Here is an 18165-nt window from a genome sequence, read left to right on the forward strand (position 1 = left end):
TTGACTGACACACCGCCTTCGCGAGCAAGCCCGCTCCCACAAGGGGGGCGGTGTGTCAGTTGTCGCGGATGGAGAAATTGGCCATATGCTCCAACCCCTTGATCAGCGCCGAGTGATCCCAGTTGCTGCCACCAATGGCCGCGCAGGTGCTGAACACTTGCTGCGCGTTGGCGGTGTTGGGCAGGTTGATGTTCAGTTCCTTGGCGCCTTGGAGGGCCAGGTTCAGGTCCTTCTGGTGCAGGCTGATGCGGAAGCCTGGGTCGAAGGTGCCCTTGATCATGCGTTCGCCATGCACTTCGAGGATCTTCGACGATGCGAAACCGCCCATCAGCGCTTCACGGACCTTGGCGGGGTCGGCACCGTTTTTCGCGGCGAACAACAACAACGCTTCGGCCACCGCCTGGATATTCAGGGCGACGATGATCTGGTTCGCCACTTTGGCAGTCTGGCCATCGCCGTTGCCGCCCACCAGGGTGATGTTCTTGCCCATGGCCTGGAACAGCGGCAGGGCACGCTCGAAGGCGGCGCTGTCGCCACCGACCATGATGCTCAGGGTCGCGGCCTTGGCGCCGACTTCACCGCCGGACACCGGGGCATCGAGGTACTGCGCGCCTTCCTCATTGATCTTCGCTGCGAACGCCTTGGTGGCGGTGGGGGAGATCGAGCTCATGTCGATCACCACCTTGCCCGCGCCCACGCCCGCCGCCACGCCGTCGGCGCGGAACAGCACGTCGTCGACCTGGGGCGTGTCCGGGACCATGACGATGATGAACTCGGCTTCCTGGGCCACACTTCCCTCGGGTTGGCCAACGCCACCGCGCCACCGGCCAGCAGGTCGGCTGGGGCTGCGTCGTGGTGCTGGGACAGAAACAGGCTGTGACCGGCCTTTTGCAGGTTCAGTGCCATGGGGTGGCCCATGATGCCGGTGCCGATAAATCCGATTTTAGCCATGTGGAAATCCTCTTGTTGTTATCGCTGCTTCAGGCAAATGAGGGACTGCTTTCCTGTGGGAGCGAGCTTGCTCGCGATAGCGGTGGGTCAGTGCCGGTGATGTTGGCTTTACTGACGTCATCGCGAGCAAGCTCGCTCCCCCAGGGGGAAAGAGTTGGGTCAGATCGCGTTGTGGGTTTTCAGCCAGCCCAGGCCCGCTTCGGTGGTGGTCAGTGGTTTGTATTCGCAGCCGACCCACCCCTGGTAGCCGATGCGGTCCAGGTGTTCGAACAGGAAGCGGTAGTTGATTTCCCCTGTACCCGGCTCGTTGCGGCCCGGGTTGTCCGCCAGTTGTACGTGGTTGATTTCGCCCAGGTGCGCCGACAGGGTCCGGGCCAGGTCACCTTCCATGATCTGCATGTGGTAGATGTCGTATTGCAGGAACAGGTTGGCGCTGCCCACCTGCTCGCGGATCGACAGGGCCTGGGCGGTGTTGTTCAGGTAGAAGCCGGGAATGTCGCGGGTGTTGATGGCTTCCATCACCAGCTTGATGCCTTTGGCCTGCAGCTTCTCGGCCGCGTATTTCAGGTTGGCGACGAAGGTTTTTTCCACCAGGGTTTCACTGCAGTTCTGTGGGCGAATCCCCGACAGGCAGTTGACCTGCGTGTTGCCCAATACCTGGGCGTAGGCGATGGCCAGGTCGACACCGGCGCGGAACTCCTCGACGCGGTCCGGCAGGCAGGCAATGCCGCGCTCGCCCTTGGCCCAGTCGCCGGCCGGCAGGTTGAACAGCACTTGGATCAGACCGTTGGCGTCGAGCAGGGCCTTGAGTTCGGCGGAGCTGTAGTCATAGGGGAACAGGTATTCGACACCACTGAAACCGGCCTTGGCGGCGGCTTCGAAACGGGCGAGGAAATCCTGCTCGGTGAACAGCATGGACAGGTTGGCGGCGAAACGCGGCATGGTGGTCTCCTGTAGAAAGTTGGCAGGCCCCCTGTGGGAGCGAGCTTGCTCGCGATAGCGGTGTGTCTGCTTGCATCCGGGTTGAATGTAGCGCCGTCATCGCGAGCAAGCTCGCTCCCACAGGGATGCCGATCGGTCAATCGAGCAACGAAATGGCTGTCGGTGCATCGTTGCCCACAAGCGCCAGGTCTTCAAACTCATTGACGGCGTTGATCTCGGTGCCCATGGAGATGTTGGTCACCCGCTCCAGGATGATCTCGACGATCACCGGCACCTTGAACTCCTCGATCATCGCCTGGGCCTGGCGCAGGGCCGGTTGGATACCGGCCGGTTCGAACACCCGCAGCGCCTTGCACCCCAGGCCTTCGGCCACGGCGATGTGGTCCACGCCATAGCCGTTGAGTTCCGGGGCGTTGAGGTTGTCGAAGGACAGTTGCACGCAGTAGTCCATGTCGAATCCGCGCTGGGCCTGGCGAATCAAGCCCAGGTAGGAGTTGTTTACCACGACATGGATGTAGGGCAGCTTGAACTGCGCACCCACCGCCAGCTCTTCGATCATGAACTGGAAATCATAGTCGCCCGACAGCGCCACGACCTTGCGACTCGGGTCGGCCTTGACCACCCCCAGCGCTGCCGGAATCGTCCAGCCCAAGGGACCGGCCTGGCCGCAGTTGATCCAGTGGCGTGGCTTGTAGACGTGGAGGAACTGCGCCCCGGCGATCTGCGACAGGCCGATGGTACTGACGTAGCAGGTGTCCTTGCCGAACACTTGATTCATTTCTTCGTACACCCGCTGTGGCTTGACCGGCACGTTATCGAAGTGGGTCTTGCGTTGCAGGCTGGCCTTGCGTTGTTGGCAGTCTTGCAGCCAGGCGCTGCGGTTTTTCAGCTTGCCGGCGGCTTGCCACTCGCGGGCCACTTCGATGAACACCGTCAGGGCCGAGGCGGCGTCGGACACGATGCCCAGGTCGGGGGTGAAGACGCGGCCGATCTGGGTCGGCTCGATGTCCACGTGAATGAACGTGCGGCCTTCGGTGTAGACGTCCACCGAACCGGTGTGGCGGTTGGCCCAGCGGTTACCAACGCCCAGCACCACGTCCGACTTGAGCAAGGTGGCATTGCCGTAGCGGTGGGACGTTTGCAGGCCGACCATGCCGACCATCTGCGGATGATCGTCGGGAATGGTGCCCCAGCCCATCAAGGTGGGGATGAACCGGGATGCCGGTCAGCTCGGCGAACTCCACCAGCAGGTCGCTGGCATCGGCGTTGATGATGCCGCCGCCGGCCACTAGCAATGGACGCTCAGCCTGGTTGAGCATCGTCAGGGCTTTCTCTATCTGCACGCGGTTGGCCGCGGGTTTGGCCAGCGGAAGTGGTTGATAGGCGTCGATGTCGAATTCGATCTCGGCCATCTGCACGTCGAACGGCAGGTCGATCAGCACCGGGCCCGGGCGGCCGGAGCGCATCTCGAAGAAGGCTTTTTGGAAGGCATATGGCACCTGGCCCGGTTCCAGCACGGTGGTGGCCCACTTGGTCACGGGTTTGACGATGCTGGTGATATCCACAGCCTGGAAGTCTTCCTTGTGCATACGGGCGCGGGGGGCTTGCCCCGTGATGCACAGAATCGGGATCGAATCGGCCGAAGCGCTGTAGAGCCCGGTCACCATGTCGGTGCCGGCCGGGCCCGAGGTGCCGATGCACACGCCGATGTTGCCGGCCTTGGTCCGGGTGTAGCCCTCGGCCATGTGCGAGGCGCCTTCAACGTGGCGAGCGAGGACGTGATCGATGCCACCCACCTTCTGCAGGGCGGAGTACAGCGGGTTGATCGCGGCACCCGGGATGCCGAAGGCCGTGTCCACGCCTTCACGGCGCATCACCAGAACGGCGGCTTCGATTGCTCTCATTTTGCTCATTATTTTGTGCCTCTTACGTTTTGTAATTGTATACAAGTGGCTTTGTGCAGAGTGTATTCACGGCTAACGACACAGGTCAATCCCTTTCCTCAAGCACCTGTTTCATTCGTCGGAAGGCCAGGTTTTGCTGAGGTCTTTTGTCGGTAAAGGTGCTTTGTGAGAATTATTGTATACAAAAGTATAGAGTGTTGTGTTCTATTTGTGGTGTTCGGTTTTTCTGAAAGTGAAGCCCGCAAGGCTCTCCCATAACAAAAGAAGGACAGCACCCATGAGCGTTTTAACCTTGAAAATCGCCGTCAACCTGGCCGGGCAAGCCCTTGCCGCGGGTCGTGAAATCAGCGCAGCGCCCTTGACCGTCGCGGTCCTGGACAGTGGCGGACACCTGGTTGCCTTGCAGCGCGAAGATGGCGCCAGCCTGCTTCGCCCGCAAATCGCCATCGGCAAGGCCTGGGGCGCCATCGCCCTGGGCAAAGGCTCGCGCCTGCTCGCCCAGGACGCCCAGCAACGCCCGGCATTCTTTGCCGCGTTGAATGGATTGGGGCAGGGCAGCGTCGTACCGGCCCCGGGTGGGGTGTTGATCAGGGATCAGGACGGGAGGGTGCTGGGGGCGATTGGTGTCAGCGGTGATGTATCGGATGTGGATGAGCAGGTGGCGGTCAGGGCCGTGGAGGCGGTGCAGTTGAGGGCGGATGTGGGGGTGGTTGCTTGATTCTGTGGTGACCGGACTGGCGCCTTCGCGAGCAAGCCCGCTCCCACAGGGCCTGGCGATCGACACAAAATGTGTGAGCGTCGCAAATCCCCTGTGGGAGCGGGCTTGCTCGCGAAGGCAATCGGCCAGACACATCTGGCTAATAAGTCTGACCATGATGTTGCATTCACAGCGCTAGCCTTTCAGAACTTCATTGGGAAAGGAGAGCAACGGAATGCCTGCACGCTCAGCTTCACACCGCCTGCGCATTGGTCGCTATGCAGAGCAAAACCGCATCTATTTATTGACGGCCAATACACTGGAGCGCGAACCGGTCTTCGAAGACTATGGCTTGGGGAGGGTCGTCATTCATCAGTTCAGGAAGGTCCAGGAGCAGGGTATTGCGGACTCCTTGGCCTTTGTCGTCATGCCTGACCATGTCCATTGGTTGATTCGACTGCATCGAGGGTCTTTGGGGCAGTTGATGTGTCAGGTGAAATCCATCAGTGCCAAGGGGGTCAACGAGGCGGCAGGAAGGGCTGGAAGCCTTTGGCAGCAAGGATTTCATGACCGAGCCCTGCGGCGGGAGGACGAGTTGATCATAATGGCGCGCTATGTCGTCGCTAACCCGCTACGGGCAGGCCTGGTGAAGCGGCTTGGCGATTATCCGCTGTGGGATGCCATTTGGCTTTGACTCGAAATCGAGTTGCCGCTTTCGCGAGCAAGCCCGCTCCCACAGAGCCTGTGGTGAGCATAAAGTATGTGAGCACCGCGAAACTGTGGGAGCGGGCTTGCTCGCGAATGGGGGCACTGCGGTATTTCAGTCTGGCTCACACCCCTTCAACACCAACCGAATAATCGTCTGCGCCGCCGCTTCGTAATCCGCCTCATCCAGCTTCGCCTTGCCAGTCACGGCGCTGATCTGCCAGTCGAAATCGGCATAGGTCTGGGTGGCGGCCCAGATGCTGAACATCAGGTGGTTGGGGTCGATGGGGGCGATCTGGCCGCGGTCGATCCAGGTCTGGATGCAGTCGATGTTGTGCCGGGCCTGGGCGTTGAGTTGTTCCACCAGGTCGGGGCTCAGGTGGGGGGCGCCGTGCATGATTTCGCTGGCGAAGACTTTCGAAGCGAAGGGCAGGTCGCGGGAGATGCGGATCTTGGAACGGATGTAGTGACTCAACACCTCACCGGGTACGCCGTCGGCATTGAACGGTGTCGAGGCCTGGAGAATCGGTTCGATGATGCTCTCCAGCACTTCGCGGTAGAGGTTTTCCTTGGATTTGAAGTAGTAGTAGACGTTGGGTTTGGGCAGGCCAGCCTTGGCCGCGATGTCGCTGGTCTTGGTCGCGGCGAAGCCCTTGTCGGCAAATTCTTCGCTGGCGGCACGCAGGATCAGTTCTTTGTTGCGCTCGCGGATTGTGCTCATAAACCCAGGGGTTCCTTGCCTGTTCTGGCGGTGGCGCATGGTAGCACCGGCTTCGCGCGGCGCTCAAGAATGCCCCTAGTGGCCTGTGTGGCTAATTCGTGCACTCAACTTCGGCGCCAGTGCTTGCCAAGCTGCGTTACCATTCCTCGCCGTAGCGGGCTACGACTCGTCATGGCGCCTTGCCTGGCAATCACTGGCACTCGAACTTGAGTACTCGAATTAACCGTACAGGCCACCAGGCACCGCGGCTCGCGGTATGCTGCGCAACATTATTATTCAAGGAGCCCCCCCATGGCTGGAAGCAGTTTGCTGGTACTGATCGACGACATCGCCACCGTGCTCGACGATGTTGCGTTGATGACCAAGATGGCCGCCAAGAAAACCGCCGGCGTGCTCGGCGATGACCTTGCGCTCAATGCCCAGCAAGTGTCGGGTGTGCGTGCCGAGCGGGAGCTGCCAGTGGTGTGGGCAGTGGCCAAGGGGTCGTTCATCAACAAATTGATCCTGGTGCCGTCGGCGCTGGCGATCAGCGCCTTCGTCCCTTGGCTGGTGACGCCGTTGTTGATGGTGGGCGGCGCCTACCTGTGTTTTGAAGGGTTTGAAAAACTCGCCCATAAGTTCCTTCACAGCAAGGCCGAGGACCAGGCCGAACATGCGCAATTGGTCGAGGCGGTGGCGGATCCGGCGGTCGATCTGGTGGCCTTTGAAAAGGACAAGATCAAGGGCGCGGTACGCACCGACTTCATCCTCTCGGCGGAAATCATCGCCATCACCCTCGGCACCGTCGCGGATGCGGCGCTGACCCAGCAGGTGATCGTGCTGTCGGGCATCGCCATCATCATGACCGTCGGTGTCTATGGCCTGGTGGCGGGCATCGTCAAGCTCGATGACCTGGGCTTGTGGTTGACCCAGAAGCCAGGACAGGCCGCCAAAAGCATCGGCGGCGCCATCCTGAGCGCGGCACCCTACATGATGAAAGGCCTGTCGGTGATCGGCACCGCAGCGATGTTCCTGGTGGGTGGTGGCATCCTCACCCATGGCGTGCCGGCGGTGCACCATTGGATCGAAGGCGTGACGGCCAGCGCCGGTGGTGCCGGGTTTATCGTGCCGACGTTGCTCAATGCGGTGGCGGGGATTGTGGCGGGGGCAGCGGTTTTGGTGGGTGTACTGGCGATTGGCAAAATCTGGAAGGCGCTGAAAGGCTAACCCTGACAACCCAAAACAACTGTGGGAGCGAGCTTGCTCGCGATGAAGGCCTGACAGTCAGCATTAATGCTTTCTGGTAGACCGCTATCGCGAGCAAGCTCGCTCCCACAGTGGGTTTTGGGGTGGCCGAAAGTTACTCGGCAATCTGCAACTTGCGCGACTCGGTGTACACGTAACGCACCTTTTCATACTCGAACGGCGTGTTCAGTTGCCCATAGCGGAAACTGGTCTGGTAGCGCTTGTCGACGCCGCGCAGAAGCAGCAACTCCGGGTGGTTGGAGCTGACTTCAGAGACGTTCAGGAAGTTGATCGCCGATTCGGCTGTGTAGTCCACCAGCAGGCCGGAGGTGTCGCGCAGGTTAGACGGGCCGAAGATCGGCAGCACGAAATACGCGCCGCCCGGCACGCCGTAGAAGCCCAGGGTCTGGCCGAAATCTTCGCTCTGGCGCGGCAGGCCCATGGCGGTGGCTGGGTCCCACAGGCCGGCGATGCCGACGGTGGTGTTGAGCAGCAGTCGCGCCGTGGTTTCCATTGAACGCTTACCCTTGAATTGCAGCAGGCTGTTCATCAGGTTCGGCACGTCCCCCAGGTTGTTGAAAAAGTTGCTGACGCCGGTGCGCACGAAGCCGGGGGTAATGTAGCGATAGCCATCGACGACGGGCAGGAAGACCCATTGGTCGAAGCGATAGTTGAAGTGATAGACCCGGCGGTTCCAGGATTCCAGCGGGTCATAGACGTTCAACGCGTTGAGGGTCGAGCGCTCGAACTCGCGCTGGTCCAGCCCTGGGTTGAACTTGAGCTTGGTCAGCGGTTCCTTGAAACCGTCCGAATCCACCACCACAGGCGCATTGGCTTTGCTGTTGTCGGCGTGGACCATGCCCGCACTCATTAACGCAGCGATAAGCAGCAGATATTTAGCCACGGAAAAACTCCAGCATGGCGTCGCTGTTGACGCGGTAGTTAAGGTTGCCGCAGTGACCGCCCAGTGGATAAACCGTCAGGCGATCGCCAAAAGTCTTGCGTAGGAAGCCCAGGTCGCCCGGTCCGAGAATGACGTCGTCGGCATTGTGCATGACGGCAATCTTCGAGCTGTCGTGCAGGTAATCCTTGAGCGCGTACAGGCTGACCTGGTCGACCAGTTGCAGCAGGCTGCCGCCGTCGGTGCGCGCGCGCCACATCGGGATCACCTGCTCGGTGAGGTAGCAGTCGAAGTCGCATTGCAGCGCACGCTTGAGGAACGGCGTCAGGCTGGTGCTTTCGGTAATCGGGAACTTGGGTGGGATGATCAGGCCGCGCCGGTTGATCAGGTCCGAGGTGAACGCGATGTCGGCCGCCGAAAAGCGGAACGAGGTGCCGATCAACATCGCCATCTGCTCGTTGCTCAGGTGCTGCTTGGACTGTTGGAAGTCATAGAGCAGGGCATCGTTGAGGTCGATGTAGCCTTTTTGCTGGAAGTAGCGGGTCAGCTTGTTCAGCACCAGTTCATAGAAGGTCGTGGTGCTGTTGATGCCCTTGACCTCGGTCTGCACCAGTTTGTCCAGGTTGGTGATCGAGGTGTAGAGGTTCACCGGCGGGTTCAGCAACAGCACCTTCTTGAAGTTGAAGCTGCGCCGGGTTTCGTCCAGGTGGGCGACGAAGGCCGCGTCCAGGGCGCCGAGGCTGTAGCCGGTCAGGTAGTACTCGGTGACGGGCACTTTCGGGTTTTGCGCGCGTACCGCCTGCATTACCCGGTACATGTCTTCGGCGTCTTCCTTGCTGATGCCCGGGGTGGCAAAGCGTGAGGCGGCGCTCATGAAGTCGAAGCTGGTGGGCGAGGACAACTGCACAACGTGGTAGCCAGCCTTGTAATAGAGCCGCTTGAGGTATTCATTGATGCTACTGTCAAAGCGCGCACCGGTGCCGGCGATCAGGAAGATCAGCGGCGCGGGCTTGTCCTGGGTGGCCATGCGGTAGGTGAGGCTTTTCACCGGCCAGAAGTTGTCCGGCAGGATGAACTCGCGTTCCGGGCGCAGGGTCAGGCTGTGGTCCGCCTGATTGATGTCTTCGATCAGTGGCAACTCCGGACGCAGGTCCGGCGGGGTGGTGGCGATGGTTGCCTCGAACGGGTTGGTCAAGGGGTAGCCATAGCTGGCGGCGTCAATATCTGCCGCCAGCGCGGACGCACTCAGGATAAGGCCGCCGAGGAGGGCAGCGAAGCGCAAGGAACGGAGCATGACTGGATCCCTTAGAGGAAGGTGCCGAATGAAGTTCGCAGGCTATGACCACCGAAGCGGAGCCAAGTGCCATGACGGGCACAAAACAGGCACGGACGGGGTGCGATAGTAGCGGGACGATACACGGTCATGAGCAGTGGCGGCTAGTTATCTGGCATTTGCCGGATTTGGCCTGCGAATCTCACGCGTGAGAGGGGCGCCAATTGCCCGTAATCATTAGCTGGCGTTCTGATGTCGTTTCTCGTTGCTTCGACGTCGCAGGCAGAGCAGGTTCCGGAACGGCACAGGTTGATGATCGATCCTGTCAGTACTCCACTGGCGTTCAGACCGGTTTGAGGGCGAGCGTGATGGGGGCGCTGAGCATCATAACAATACGTTGACGCCGTCCGGCATCCGTCGGGCGCAGCACTTTCGGGGAAGTAACGATGAAGATGCGACGACTCTTGGGCGCAGGTGCCGCACTGGTACTGGCCATCAGTTCCACCTTGGCCAGCGCCGAAACCAAAACCCTGAGCATCGGTTACGTTGACGGCTGGTCCGACAGCGTCGCGACCACCCACGTGGCCGCCGAAGTGATCAAGCAAAAACTCGGTTATGACGTGAAGCTGCAAGCGGTCGCGACCGGGATCATGTGGCAAGGCGTGGCCACCGGCAAACTCGACGCGATGCTCTCGGCCTGGCTGCCGGTGACTCACGGCGACTATTGGACCAAGAACAAAGACAACGTGGTCGACTACGGCCCCAACTTCAAGGATGCAAAAATCGGCCTGATCGTGCCGGAGTACGTCAAGGCCAAGTCGCTCGAGGATCTCAAGACCGACGACTCCTTCAAGAAGCGCATCGTCGGCATCGACGCCGGTTCAGGCGTGATGCTCAAGACCGAACAGGCGATCAAGGATTACGACCTGACCGGTTATCAACTCAAGGCCAGTTCCGGCGCCGGCATGATCGCCGAGCTGACTCGTGCCGAGAAGAAAAACGAATCCATCGCCGTCACCGGTTGGGTGCCGCACTGGATGTTCGCCAAGTGGAAACTGCGCTTCCTGGAAGACCCGAAAGGCGTCTACGGCGCGGCTGAGACTGTAAACAGCATCGGCAGCAAGGAGCTGGGCACCAAGGCCCCGGAAGTGGCCGAGTTCCTGAAGAAATTCCAGTGGGCGTCGAAAGACGAGATCGGCGAAGTCATGCTGGCGATCCAAGAGGGTGCCAAGCCAGACGCCGCTGCCAAGGACTGGGTCGCCAAGCACCCGGACCGCGTGAAGGAGTGGACCGGCAAGTAATCGGCCTGGTTTAGCTGTTCCGAAAGCCGCATGACCGTGTGTCATGCGGTTTTTTTTGTGCCCGCAATTCCTGGTTTCTCCACAATTCCCTTGTGGGAGCGAGCTGGCTCGCGGTAGCGGCGTATCTGCTTGCAGTCATGTTGAATGTAGCGCCGCCATCGCGAGCTGGCTCGCTCCCACAGGAGGGCAACTGCGAAAATGTGCGGGAAACCGGCAGCACCGTCATGTCGTTCTAATACTAAGGTCGTCTGGAACCTGGCCTTGAGCCGCATAGAGTAGGGCTGTTCCAATTAAATCTGTGCTGCGAGGATAAAAACAATGAACGACAGCATTTACCTCTCGATTCAAAACAGCCCGCGCTTCAAGGAGCTGGTGAGAAAAAGGGAAAAGTTCGCCTGGATTCTCTCGGCGATCATGCTTGGGCTGTATTCCGGCTTCATTCTTCTGATCGCCTACGGGCCACACATTCTCGGGGCCAAGATCACGCCTGAGTCCACCATCACCTGGGGTATCCCCATCGGCGTCGGCCTGATTGTCTCGGCCTTCGTCCTGACCGGCATTTACGTGCGACGCGCCAACGGCGAATTCGACGACTTGAACAATGCGATTCTCAAGGAGGCTCAGCAATGATCCGGCGTCTACTGGCTCTTTTGAGCGTCGCAGCGTTTGCACCGGGTGCCTGGGCGGCTGACGCCCTGACGGGTGCCGTGCAGAAACAACCCCTCAACGTCGCGGCTATCCTGATGTTCGTGGCCTTCGTCGGCGCGACTTTATATATCACCTACTGGGCGTCCAAGAAAAACAACTCGGCGGCCGACTACTATGCGGCCGGCGGCAAGATCACCGGCTTCCAGAACGGCCTGGCAATCGCAGGCGACTACATGTCGGCGGCGTCCTTCCTGGGGATTTCCGCACTGGTGTTCACCTCCGGCTACGATGGCTTGATCTACTCCATCGGCTTCCTGGTGGGCTGGCCGATCATCCTGTTCCTGATCGCCGAGCGCCTGCGTAACCTGGGGAAATACACCTTTGCCGACGTGGCGTCCTATCGCCTCGGGCAAACCCAGATCCGCAGTCTGTCCGCCTGCGGCTCGCTGGTGGTGGTGGCGTTCTATCTGATCGCGCAAATGGTCGGTGCCGGCAAGCTGATCCAGCTGCTGTTCGGCCTGGACTACCACGTTGCGGTGATCCTGGTGGGTATCCTGATGTGCCTCTACGTGTTGTTCGGCGGCATGCTGGCCACCACCTGGGTGCAGATCATCAAGGCGGTGTTGCTGCTGTCGGGTGCGTCGTTCATGGCCCTGATGGTTATGAAGCACGTCAACTTCGACTTCAATATGTTGTTCGCCGAAGCGGTGAAGGTTCACCCTAAAGGCGAGGCAATCATGAGCCCCGGCGGCCTGGTCAAGGATCCGATCTCGGCCTTCTCCCTGGGCCTGGCGCTGATGTTCGGTACCGCTGGCTTGCCACACATCCTGATGCGCTTCTTCACCGTGAGCGACGCCAAGGAAGCGCGCAAGAGCGTGCTGTATGCCACTGGCTTCATCGGCTACTTCTACATCCTGACCTTCATCATTGGCTTCGGCGCGATTCTGCTGGTCAGCACCAACCCGGCCTTCAAGGACGCGGCAGGTGCCTTGCTGGGTGGCAACAACATGGCGGCGGTGCATCTGTCCAACGCAGTTGGCGGCAGCATCTTCCTGGGCTTCATCTCGGCGGTGGCGTTCGCGACCATCCTGGCGGTGGTAGCGGGCCTGACCCTGGCCGGTGCCTCGGCGGTGTCTCATGACCTGTATGCCAGCGTGATTAAGAAAGGCAAGGCCAACGAGAAGGATGAGATTCGCGTCTCGAAAATCACCACCATCTGTCTGGCGGTGCTGGCGATCGGCCTGGGTATCCTGTTCGAGAAGCAGAACATCGCGTTCATGGTGGGCCTGGCGTTCTCCATCGCGGCGAGCTGCAACTTCCCGGTACTGCTGCTCTCGATGTACTGGAAGAAGCTGACCACCCGTGGCGCCATGATTGGCGGCTGGTTGGGTCTGGTCAGTGCTGTGGGCCTGATGGTGCTCGGTCCGACCATCTGGGTGCAGATCATGGGGCACGAGAAGGCTATCTTCCCGTACGAATACCCAGCGCTGTTCTCCATGGCCATTGCGTTTGTCGGCATCTGGTTCTTCTCCGTCACCGACAAGTCGGCTGAAGGCGCGAACGAGCGGGCGCTGTTCTTCCCGCAGTTCGTGCGTTCGCAAACTGGTTTGGGGGCGAGTGGGGCGGTTAATCACTAAGCAGCGACAAGCTGAAAGCTTCAAGTTAAAGCGGTGCGTTTGAAGAAATACCCCGGTCCAGAGGCTGGGGTATTTTTTTGTGCTGGGTTTAAGGGTTGGCAGGGCTGCCGTCAACGCGAGCAAGCTCGCTCCCACAGGGGATCTCAAGTGAGTACAGGTTCTGTGTTCACAACCGGTCAACGGTGGGAGCGAGCTTGCTCGCGATGGCGCCGGGTCTGCCAATGCAGCTTCTGGATCAGATGAAAAGAGACCCAAACAAAACAGCCCCTGCTCTTATATAAGAAGCAGGGGCTGTTTCGGTGCAGCTCAAGACCTCATTGCAAGGCAGGTCTTACTTGCGGTCTTCCAGCTGGGTGATGTCACGCGACTCGTAGCCGGTGTACAGCTGGCGCGGGCGGCCGATCTTGTACGGGCTGGAGAGCATTTCCTTCCAGTGGGAGATCCAGCCCACGGTCCGCGCCAGGGCGAAGATCACGGTGAACATGCTGGTTGGAATGCCGATCGCCTTGAGGATGATCCCCGAGTAGAAGTCGACGTTCGGGTACAGCGAGCGCTCGATGAAGTACGGGTCGGTCAGGGCGATCTCTTCCAGGCGCATGGCCAGTTCGAGTTGCGGATCGTTCTTGATCCCCAGTTCCTTGAGTACTTCGTCGCAGGTCTGCTTCATGACGGTGGCGCGCGGGTCGCGGTTCTTGTAGACCCGGTGACCGAAGCCCATCAGCTTGAACGGATCGTTCTTGTCCTTGGCCTTGGCGATGAACTTGTCGATGTTCGAGACATCGCCGATTTCATCGAGCATGGTCAGTACCGCTTCGTTGGCACCGCCGTGGGCAGGGCCCCAGAGTGCGGCGATACCGGCGGCGATACAGGCGAACGGGTTGGCACCCGAGGAGCCTGCCAGGCGCACGGTGGACGTAGAGGCGTTCTGCTCGTGGTCGGCATGGAGGATGAAGATCCGGTCCATGGCCTTGGCGAGCACCGGGCTGATCGGTTTGATCTCGCACGGGGTGTTGAACATCATATGCAGGAAGTTCTCTGCATAGGTCAGGTCGTTGCGCGGGTACATCATGGGCTGGCCCATGGAGTACTTGTAGACCATGGCTGCCAGGGTCGGCATCTTCGCCACCAGGCGGATCGCGGAGATTTCGCGATGCTGGGGGTTATTGATGTCCAGGGAGTCGTGGTAGAAGGCCGAGAGGGCACCGACAACGCCGCACATGACGGCCATCGGGTGGGCATCGCGACGGAAACCGTTGAAGAAGGTCTTCAACTGCTCGTGAACCATGGTGTGGTTCTTCACGGTGCTGACGAACTGGGCCTTTTGCTCTGCGGTTGGCAGCTCGCCGTTGAGCAGCAGGTAGCAGGTTTCCAGGTAGTCCGATTTTTCAGCCAGTTGCTCGATCGGGTAGCCGCGGTGCAGCAGGATGCCGTTGTCGCCGTCGATGTAGGTGATTTTCGACTCGCACGAGGCGGTCGACATGAAACCTGGGTCAAAGGTGAAACGGCCCGTGGCCGTCAGGCCCCGTACGTCGATTACATCGGGACCAACGGTGCCGGTTAAAATGGGCAGCTCGACGGGGGCTGCGCCCTCGATGATCAACTGCGCTTTTTTGTCAGCCATGTGGCCTCCTATTAATGCTTGAAATCATCAGACAGACCCCCCACGCAGGGCCCGCACCACTATAGTGAGATAAATCCGAAAGTCAATTTGCCTAAAGTCTTGCTCCAGAAGGCTTTAACCGCACTTTTTCCGCGAAATTGCCTGCCGTTTACGCCTTTTGCGCCATATGTGCAATGCGCTATTAGGGGAAGGTGAACGCGTTGTCATTAGTAGCCTAACTGTCTATACTCGGCCACCGACCGCCAGGGGCTTTTGGGCCTGCTTTCTTGGGGGTCGTCACTCCCTGGGTGGTGAGTACCTGACCAGTGCGCGCCCCAACAACTTTGCCCTGATTGTTAGGGGCTCTTCAGTGTGAAAAAAAAGCCGTGAAAAGCCAACGACCTGTAAACCTAGACCTAAGGACCATCAAACTCCCAGTCACTGCTTACACGTCCATTCTTCACCGTATTTCCGGTGTCATCCTCTTCGTCAGCCTGGCCATCATGCTTTATGCATTGGACAAGTCGCTCGATTCGGAAGAAGGCTTCGGTCAGGTGAAAGCGTGTCTGACCAGTCCGCTAGCCAAGCTAGTGATTTGGGGCATCCTGTCCGCCTTGCTGTATCACTTGGTTGCCGGTGTGCGCCACTTGATCATGGACATGGGCATCGGTGAGACGCTGGAAGGCGGCAAGCTGGGCTCGAAAATCATTATCGCCGTGTCTGCGGTGCTGATCGTTCTGGCAGGAGTCTGGATATGGTAACCAACGTCACGAACCTTTCGCGTTCGGGCCTGTATGACTGGATGGCCCAGCGTGTGTCTGCGGTCGTTCTCGCGGCTTACTTCATTTTCCTGATTGGATATGTCGTGGCAAACCCTGGCATTGGCTACGCCCAATGGCATGAACTGTTCGCAAACAACTGGATGCGCATCTTCAGTCTGCTGGCACTCGTCGCACTGGGCGCTCACGCCTGGGTCGGCATGTGGACCATCGCGACCGACTACCTGACGCAAATGGCGTTCGGCAAGTCGGCGACTGCCGTACGTTTCCTTTTCCAGGCGGTATGCGGCGTTGCGATGTTCGCTTACTTCGTCTGGGGTGTGCAGATTCTCTGGGGTATCTGATCCATGGCTAACATTCCAACGATTTCTTTCGACGCCATCATCATTGGTGGTGGCGGTGCCGGCATGCGCGCAGCGCTGCAACTGGCACAGGGCGGTCACAAGACTGCCGTGATCACCAAGGTTTTCCCAACGCGTTCGCACACCGTTTCCGCCCAGGGTGGCATCACCTGTGCCATCGCTTCGGCCGACCCGAACGATGACTGGCGCTGGCACATGTACGATACCGTCAAGGGTTCCGACTACATCGGTGACCAGGACGCGATCGAATACATGTGTCAGGAAGGCCCGGCCGCTGTGTTCGAGCTGGACCACATGGGCATGCCGTTCTCGCGTACCGAGCAAGGTCGTATCTACCAGCGTCCGTTCGGTGGCCAGTCCAAGGACTACGGCAAGGGCGGCCAGGCTGCGCGTACTTGCGCGGCGTCCGACCGTACCGGTCACGCACTGCTGCACACCCTGTACCAGGGCAACCTGAAAGCCGGTACTACGTTCCTGAACGAGTACTATGCCGTTGACCTGGTGAAGAACCAGGACGGCGCCTTCGTCGGTGTGATCGCGATCTGCATCGAAACCGGCGAAACCACCTACATCCGCGCCAAGGCCACCGTACTGGCGACCGGCGGTGCAGGCCGTATCTACGCTTCCACCACCAATGCCCTGATCAACACCGGTGACGGCGTTGGCATGGCCCTGCGTGCTGGCGTGCCGGTACAAGACATCGAAATGTGGCAGTTCCACCCGACCGGCATCGCCGGCGCCGGTGTACTGGTCACCGAAGGTTGCCGCGGTGAAGGCGGTTACCTGATCAACAAGCACGGCGAGCGTTTCATGGAGCGTTATGCGCCGAACGCCAAGGACCTTGCCGGTCGCGACGTAGTTGCCCGTTCGATGGTGAAAGAAATCATCGCCGGCAACGGTTGCGGTCCGAATGGCGACCACGTGATGCTCAAGCTCGATCACCTGGGCGAGGAAGTGCTGCACAGCCGCCTGCCAGGTATCTGCGAACTGTCCAAGACCTTCGCCCACGTCGACCCGGTCGTCGCGCCGGTTCCAGTGGTTCCAACCTGCCACTATATGATGGGCGGCGTTGCCACCAACATTCACGGCCAGGCGATCACCCAGAACGGCGAAGGCGTGGACGAAATCATCCCTGGCCTGTTCGCAGTGGGTGAAGTGGCGTGCGTATCGGTCCACGGTGCCAACCGCCTGGGCGGCAACTCGCTGCTCGACCTGGTGGTCTTCGGTCGTGCTGCCGGCCTGCACTTGGAGAAAGCGCTGTCCGACGGTATCGAATATGACGATGCCACCGACGCCAACATCGAAGCCGCCCTGGCGCGTCTGTCCGCTCTGAACGAGCGTACCGAAGGCGAGGACGTGGCAACCCTGCGTCGCGAGCTGCAAAACTGCATGCAGAACTACTTCGGTGTGTTCCGTACCGGCGAATACATGCAGAAGGGTATTGCCCAGTTGGCGCAATTGCGTGAACGAATCGCCAACGTGAAGATCAACGATAAGTCGCAGGCGTTCAACACTGCCCGTATCGAAGCGCTGGAGTTGCAGAACCTGCTGGAAGTGGCAGAAGCCACCGCCATCGCCGCAGAAGTGCGTAAAGAGTCCCGTGGCGCCCACGCCCGCGAAGACTTCGAAGACCGTGACGACGAAAACTGGCTGTGCCACACCTTGTACTTCCCGGGTGAAAAACGCGTCGCCAAGCGTGCCGTGAACTTCTCGCCGAAGACTGTTCCGACTTTCGAACCAAAAGTCCGGACTTATTAAGGGTGACCGCTATGTTGCAAGTCAGTGTTTATCGCTACAACCCTGATCAGGACGCTGCGCCGTTCATGCAGGAATTCAAGGTCGATACCGGTGGTAAAGACCTGATGGTGCTGGACGTGCTGGCCCTGATCAAGGAGCAGGACGAAGGTTTTTCCTATCGTCGCTCTTGCCGTGAGGGCGTTTGCGGCTCCGACGGCATGAACATCAACGGCAAGAACGGCCTGGCCTGCATCACGCCGCTGTCGGCCGTGGTCAAGGGCAACAAGCTGGTGGTTCGTCCGTTGCCAGGTTTGCCGGTTATCCGTGACCTGGTCGTCGATATGAGCATCTTCTACAAGCAATACGAGAAGGTGAAGCCATTCCTGCAGAACGACACGCCGGCTCCGGCCATCGAGCGTCTGCAGTCCCCGGAAGAGCGTGAGAAGCTCGACGGTCTGTACGAGTGCATCCTGTGCGCTTGCTGCTCGACCTCGTGCCCATCCTTCTGGTGGAACCCGGACAAGTTCCTGGGCCCGGCCGCCCTGCTGCAAGCGTACCGCTTCCTGGCAGACAGCCGTGACACCAAGACGTCCGAGCGTCTGGCCGCACTGGATGACCCGTTCAGCGTATTCCGCTGCCGCGGGATCATGAACTGCGTCAACGTCTGCCCGAAAGGCCTGAACCCGACTAAGGCCATCGGTCACGTACGTAACATGCTGCTGCAAAACGGCGTGTGATTCAGCTGCTGTACCCGTAGAACCGCTGTACCCGTAAAGGCCAGGC

15 protein-coding genes and 2 pseudogenes are annotated in these 18165 nt (G+C 59.9%); 10 read left to right on the forward strand and 7 right to left on the reverse strand.

What is annotated here, in order from left to right:
• Nucleotides 1–55: 55 nt before the first annotated feature.
• From PSH84_RS04115 to gcl, 3 genes and pseudogenes are all read right to left on the reverse strand, one after another.
• A pseudogene (locus PSH84_RS04115) lies at nt 56–951 on the reverse strand (2-hydroxy-3-oxopropionate reductase).
• Nucleotides 952–1110: 159 nt separating this feature from the next.
• Complete coding sequence (gene hyi / locus PSH84_RS04120) at nt 1111–1893, reverse strand: hydroxypyruvate isomerase (protein WP_305482330.1); 783 nt, start codon at nt 1891–1893, stop codon at nt 1111–1113.
• Between the two features lie 136 nt (nt 1894–2029).
• Nucleotides 2030–3806: pseudogene (gene gcl, locus PSH84_RS04125) on the reverse strand (glyoxylate carboligase).
• Nucleotides 3807–4074: 268 nt separating this feature from the next.
• On the opposite strand from gcl, the gene PSH84_RS04130 reads away from it, so the two are divergent.
• Nucleotides 4075–4515: a GlcG/HbpS family heme-binding protein gene (locus PSH84_RS04130; protein ID WP_122565969.1), complete on the forward strand. Its 441-nt coding sequence runs from the start codon at nt 4075–4077 to the stop codon at nt 4513–4515.
• Between the two features lie 214 nt (nt 4516–4729).
• Nucleotides 4730–5188 carry an REP-associated tyrosine transposase gene (locus tag PSH84_RS04135; protein ID WP_305467929.1) on the forward strand — a complete coding sequence of 153 codons (459 nt, stop codon included), beginning with the start codon at nt 4730–4732 and terminating at the stop codon, nt 5186–5188.
• 126 nt (nt 5189–5314) lie between these two features.
• Here PSH84_RS04135 and PSH84_RS04140 read toward each other — a convergent pair whose 3' ends face one another.
• A complete protein-coding gene (locus PSH84_RS04140) occupies nt 5315–5920 on the reverse strand; it encodes a TetR/AcrR family transcriptional regulator (RefSeq protein WP_014339596.1) in 606 nt (201 codons plus the stop codon).
• A 291-nt stretch (nt 5921–6211) separates the two neighbouring features.
• Here PSH84_RS04140 and PSH84_RS04145 point away from each other — a divergent pair, with 291 nt between their 5' ends.
• A complete protein-coding gene (locus tag PSH84_RS04145) occupies nt 6212–7126 on the forward strand; it encodes a DUF808 domain-containing protein (RefSeq protein ID WP_305467927.1) in 915 nt (304 codons plus the stop codon).
• 133 nt (nt 7127–7259) lie between these two features.
• Here the strand turns inward: PSH84_RS04145 and PSH84_RS04150 are convergent, their stop codons facing one another.
• Entirely contained in the window at nt 7260–8048 is a 789-nt protein-coding gene (locus PSH84_RS04150) for an MlaA family lipoprotein (protein ID WP_046063621.1), read from the reverse strand.
• Complete coding sequence (locus tag PSH84_RS04155; RefSeq protein WP_122565964.1) at nt 8041–9339, reverse strand: serine/threonine protein kinase; 1299 nt, start codon at nt 9337–9339, stop codon at nt 8041–8043. The genes PSH84_RS04150 and PSH84_RS04155 overlap by 8 nt, the downstream gene beginning before the upstream one ends.
• Before the next feature lie 425 nt (nt 9340–9764).
• On the opposite strand from PSH84_RS04155, the gene PSH84_RS04160 reads away from it, so the two are divergent.
• The 3 genes from PSH84_RS04160 (at nt 9765) to PSH84_RS04170 (ending at nt 12904) form a co-directional block, all read left to right on the forward strand.
• Entirely contained in the window at nt 9765–10619 is an 855-nt protein-coding gene (locus tag PSH84_RS04160; protein ID WP_122565963.1) for a glycine betaine ABC transporter substrate-binding protein, read from the forward strand.
• 318 nt (nt 10620–10937) lie between these two features.
• Nucleotides 10938–11249, forward strand: a complete 312-nt coding sequence (locus tag PSH84_RS04165; protein ID WP_122565961.1) for a DUF485 domain-containing protein — start codon at nt 10938–10940, stop codon at nt 11247–11249.
• Nucleotides 11246–12904 carry a cation acetate symporter gene (locus PSH84_RS04170; RefSeq protein WP_122565960.1) on the forward strand — a complete coding sequence of 553 codons (1659 nt, stop codon included), beginning with the start codon at nt 11246–11248 and terminating at the stop codon, nt 12902–12904. Before PSH84_RS04165 ends, PSH84_RS04170 begins: the two co-directional genes overlap by 4 nt.
• Before the next feature lie 331 nt (nt 12905–13235).
• On the opposite strand, the gene gltA is transcribed toward PSH84_RS04170, so the two are convergent.
• Nucleotides 13236–14525: a citrate synthase gene (gene gltA, locus PSH84_RS04175; protein ID WP_003204440.1), complete on the reverse strand. Its 1290-nt coding sequence runs from the start codon at nt 14523–14525 to the stop codon at nt 13236–13238.
• Between the two features lie 365 nt (nt 14526–14890).
• Here gltA and sdhC point away from each other — a divergent pair, with 365 nt between their 5' ends.
• The 4 genes from sdhC to PSH84_RS04195 are packed head-to-tail and all read left to right on the forward strand — an operon-like array spanning nt 14891 to nt 18119.
• Complete coding sequence (sdhC, locus tag PSH84_RS04180; RefSeq protein WP_003179220.1) at nt 14891–15265, forward strand: succinate dehydrogenase, cytochrome b556 subunit; 375 nt, start codon at nt 14891–14893, stop codon at nt 15263–15265.
• Nucleotides 15259–15627 (forward strand): succinate dehydrogenase, hydrophobic membrane anchor protein, encoded by a 369-nt coding sequence (sdhD, locus tag PSH84_RS04185; RefSeq protein ID WP_030138327.1) that lies wholly within the window; start codon nt 15259–15261, stop codon nt 15625–15627. The genes sdhC and sdhD overlap by 7 nt, the downstream gene beginning before the upstream one ends.
• A 3-nt stretch (nt 15628–15630) precedes the next feature.
• A complete protein-coding gene (gene sdhA, locus PSH84_RS04190) occupies nt 15631–17403 on the forward strand; it encodes a succinate dehydrogenase flavoprotein subunit (protein ID WP_053123969.1) in 1773 nt (590 codons plus the stop codon).
• 11 nt (nt 17404–17414) lie between these two features.
• Nucleotides 17415–18119 (forward strand): succinate dehydrogenase iron-sulfur subunit, encoded by a 705-nt coding sequence (locus tag PSH84_RS04195; RefSeq protein WP_122565958.1) that lies wholly within the window; start codon nt 17415–17417, stop codon nt 18117–18119.
• Nucleotides 18120–18165 lie beyond the last annotated feature (46 nt).

The organism is Pseudomonas beijingensis (assembly GCF_030687295.1).
GTDB classification, from domain to species: Bacteria; Pseudomonadota; Gammaproteobacteria; order Pseudomonadales; family Pseudomonadaceae; genus Aquipseudomonas; species Aquipseudomonas beijingensis.

Coding starts and splice junctions, on each gene's coding strand:
- sdhD (WP_030138327.1), top strand. CDS start 15,259: ATGGTAACCAACGTCACGAACCTTTCGCGTTCGGGCCTGTATGACTGG.
- PSH84_RS04130 (WP_122565969.1), top strand. CDS start 4,075: ATGAGCGTTTTAACCTTGAAAATCGCCGTCAACCTGGCCGGGCAAGCC.
- PSH84_RS04170 (WP_122565960.1), top strand. CDS start 11,246: ATGATCCGGCGTCTACTGGCTCTTTTGAGCGTCGCAGCGTTTGCACCG.
- hyi (WP_305482330.1), bottom strand. CDS start 1,893: ATGCCGCGTTTCGCCGCCAACCTGTCCATGCTGTTCACCGAGCAGGAT.
- PSH84_RS04140 (WP_014339596.1), bottom strand. CDS start 5,920: ATGAGCACAATCCGCGAGCGCAACAAAGAACTGATCCTGCGTGCCGCC.
- sdhA (WP_053123969.1), top strand. CDS start 15,631: ATGGCTAACATTCCAACGATTTCTTTCGACGCCATCATCATTGGTGGT.
- PSH84_RS04195 (WP_122565958.1), top strand. CDS start 17,415: ATGTTGCAAGTCAGTGTTTATCGCTACAACCCTGATCAGGACGCTGCG.
- PSH84_RS04135 (WP_305467929.1), top strand. CDS start 4,730: ATGCCTGCACGCTCAGCTTCACACCGCCTGCGCATTGGTCGCTATGCA.
- PSH84_RS04165 (WP_122565961.1), top strand. CDS start 10,938: ATGAACGACAGCATTTACCTCTCGATTCAAAACAGCCCGCGCTTCAAG.
- PSH84_RS04160 (WP_122565963.1), top strand. CDS start 9,765: ATGAAGATGCGACGACTCTTGGGCGCAGGTGCCGCACTGGTACTGGCC.
- gltA (WP_003204440.1), bottom strand. CDS start 14,525: ATGGCTGACAAAAAAGCGCAGTTGATCATCGAGGGCGCAGCCCCCGTC.
- PSH84_RS04155 (WP_122565964.1), bottom strand. CDS start 9,339: ATGCTCCGTTCCTTGCGCTTCGCTGCCCTCCTCGGCGGCCTTATCCTG.
- PSH84_RS04145 (WP_305467927.1), top strand. CDS start 6,212: ATGGCTGGAAGCAGTTTGCTGGTACTGATCGACGACATCGCCACCGTG.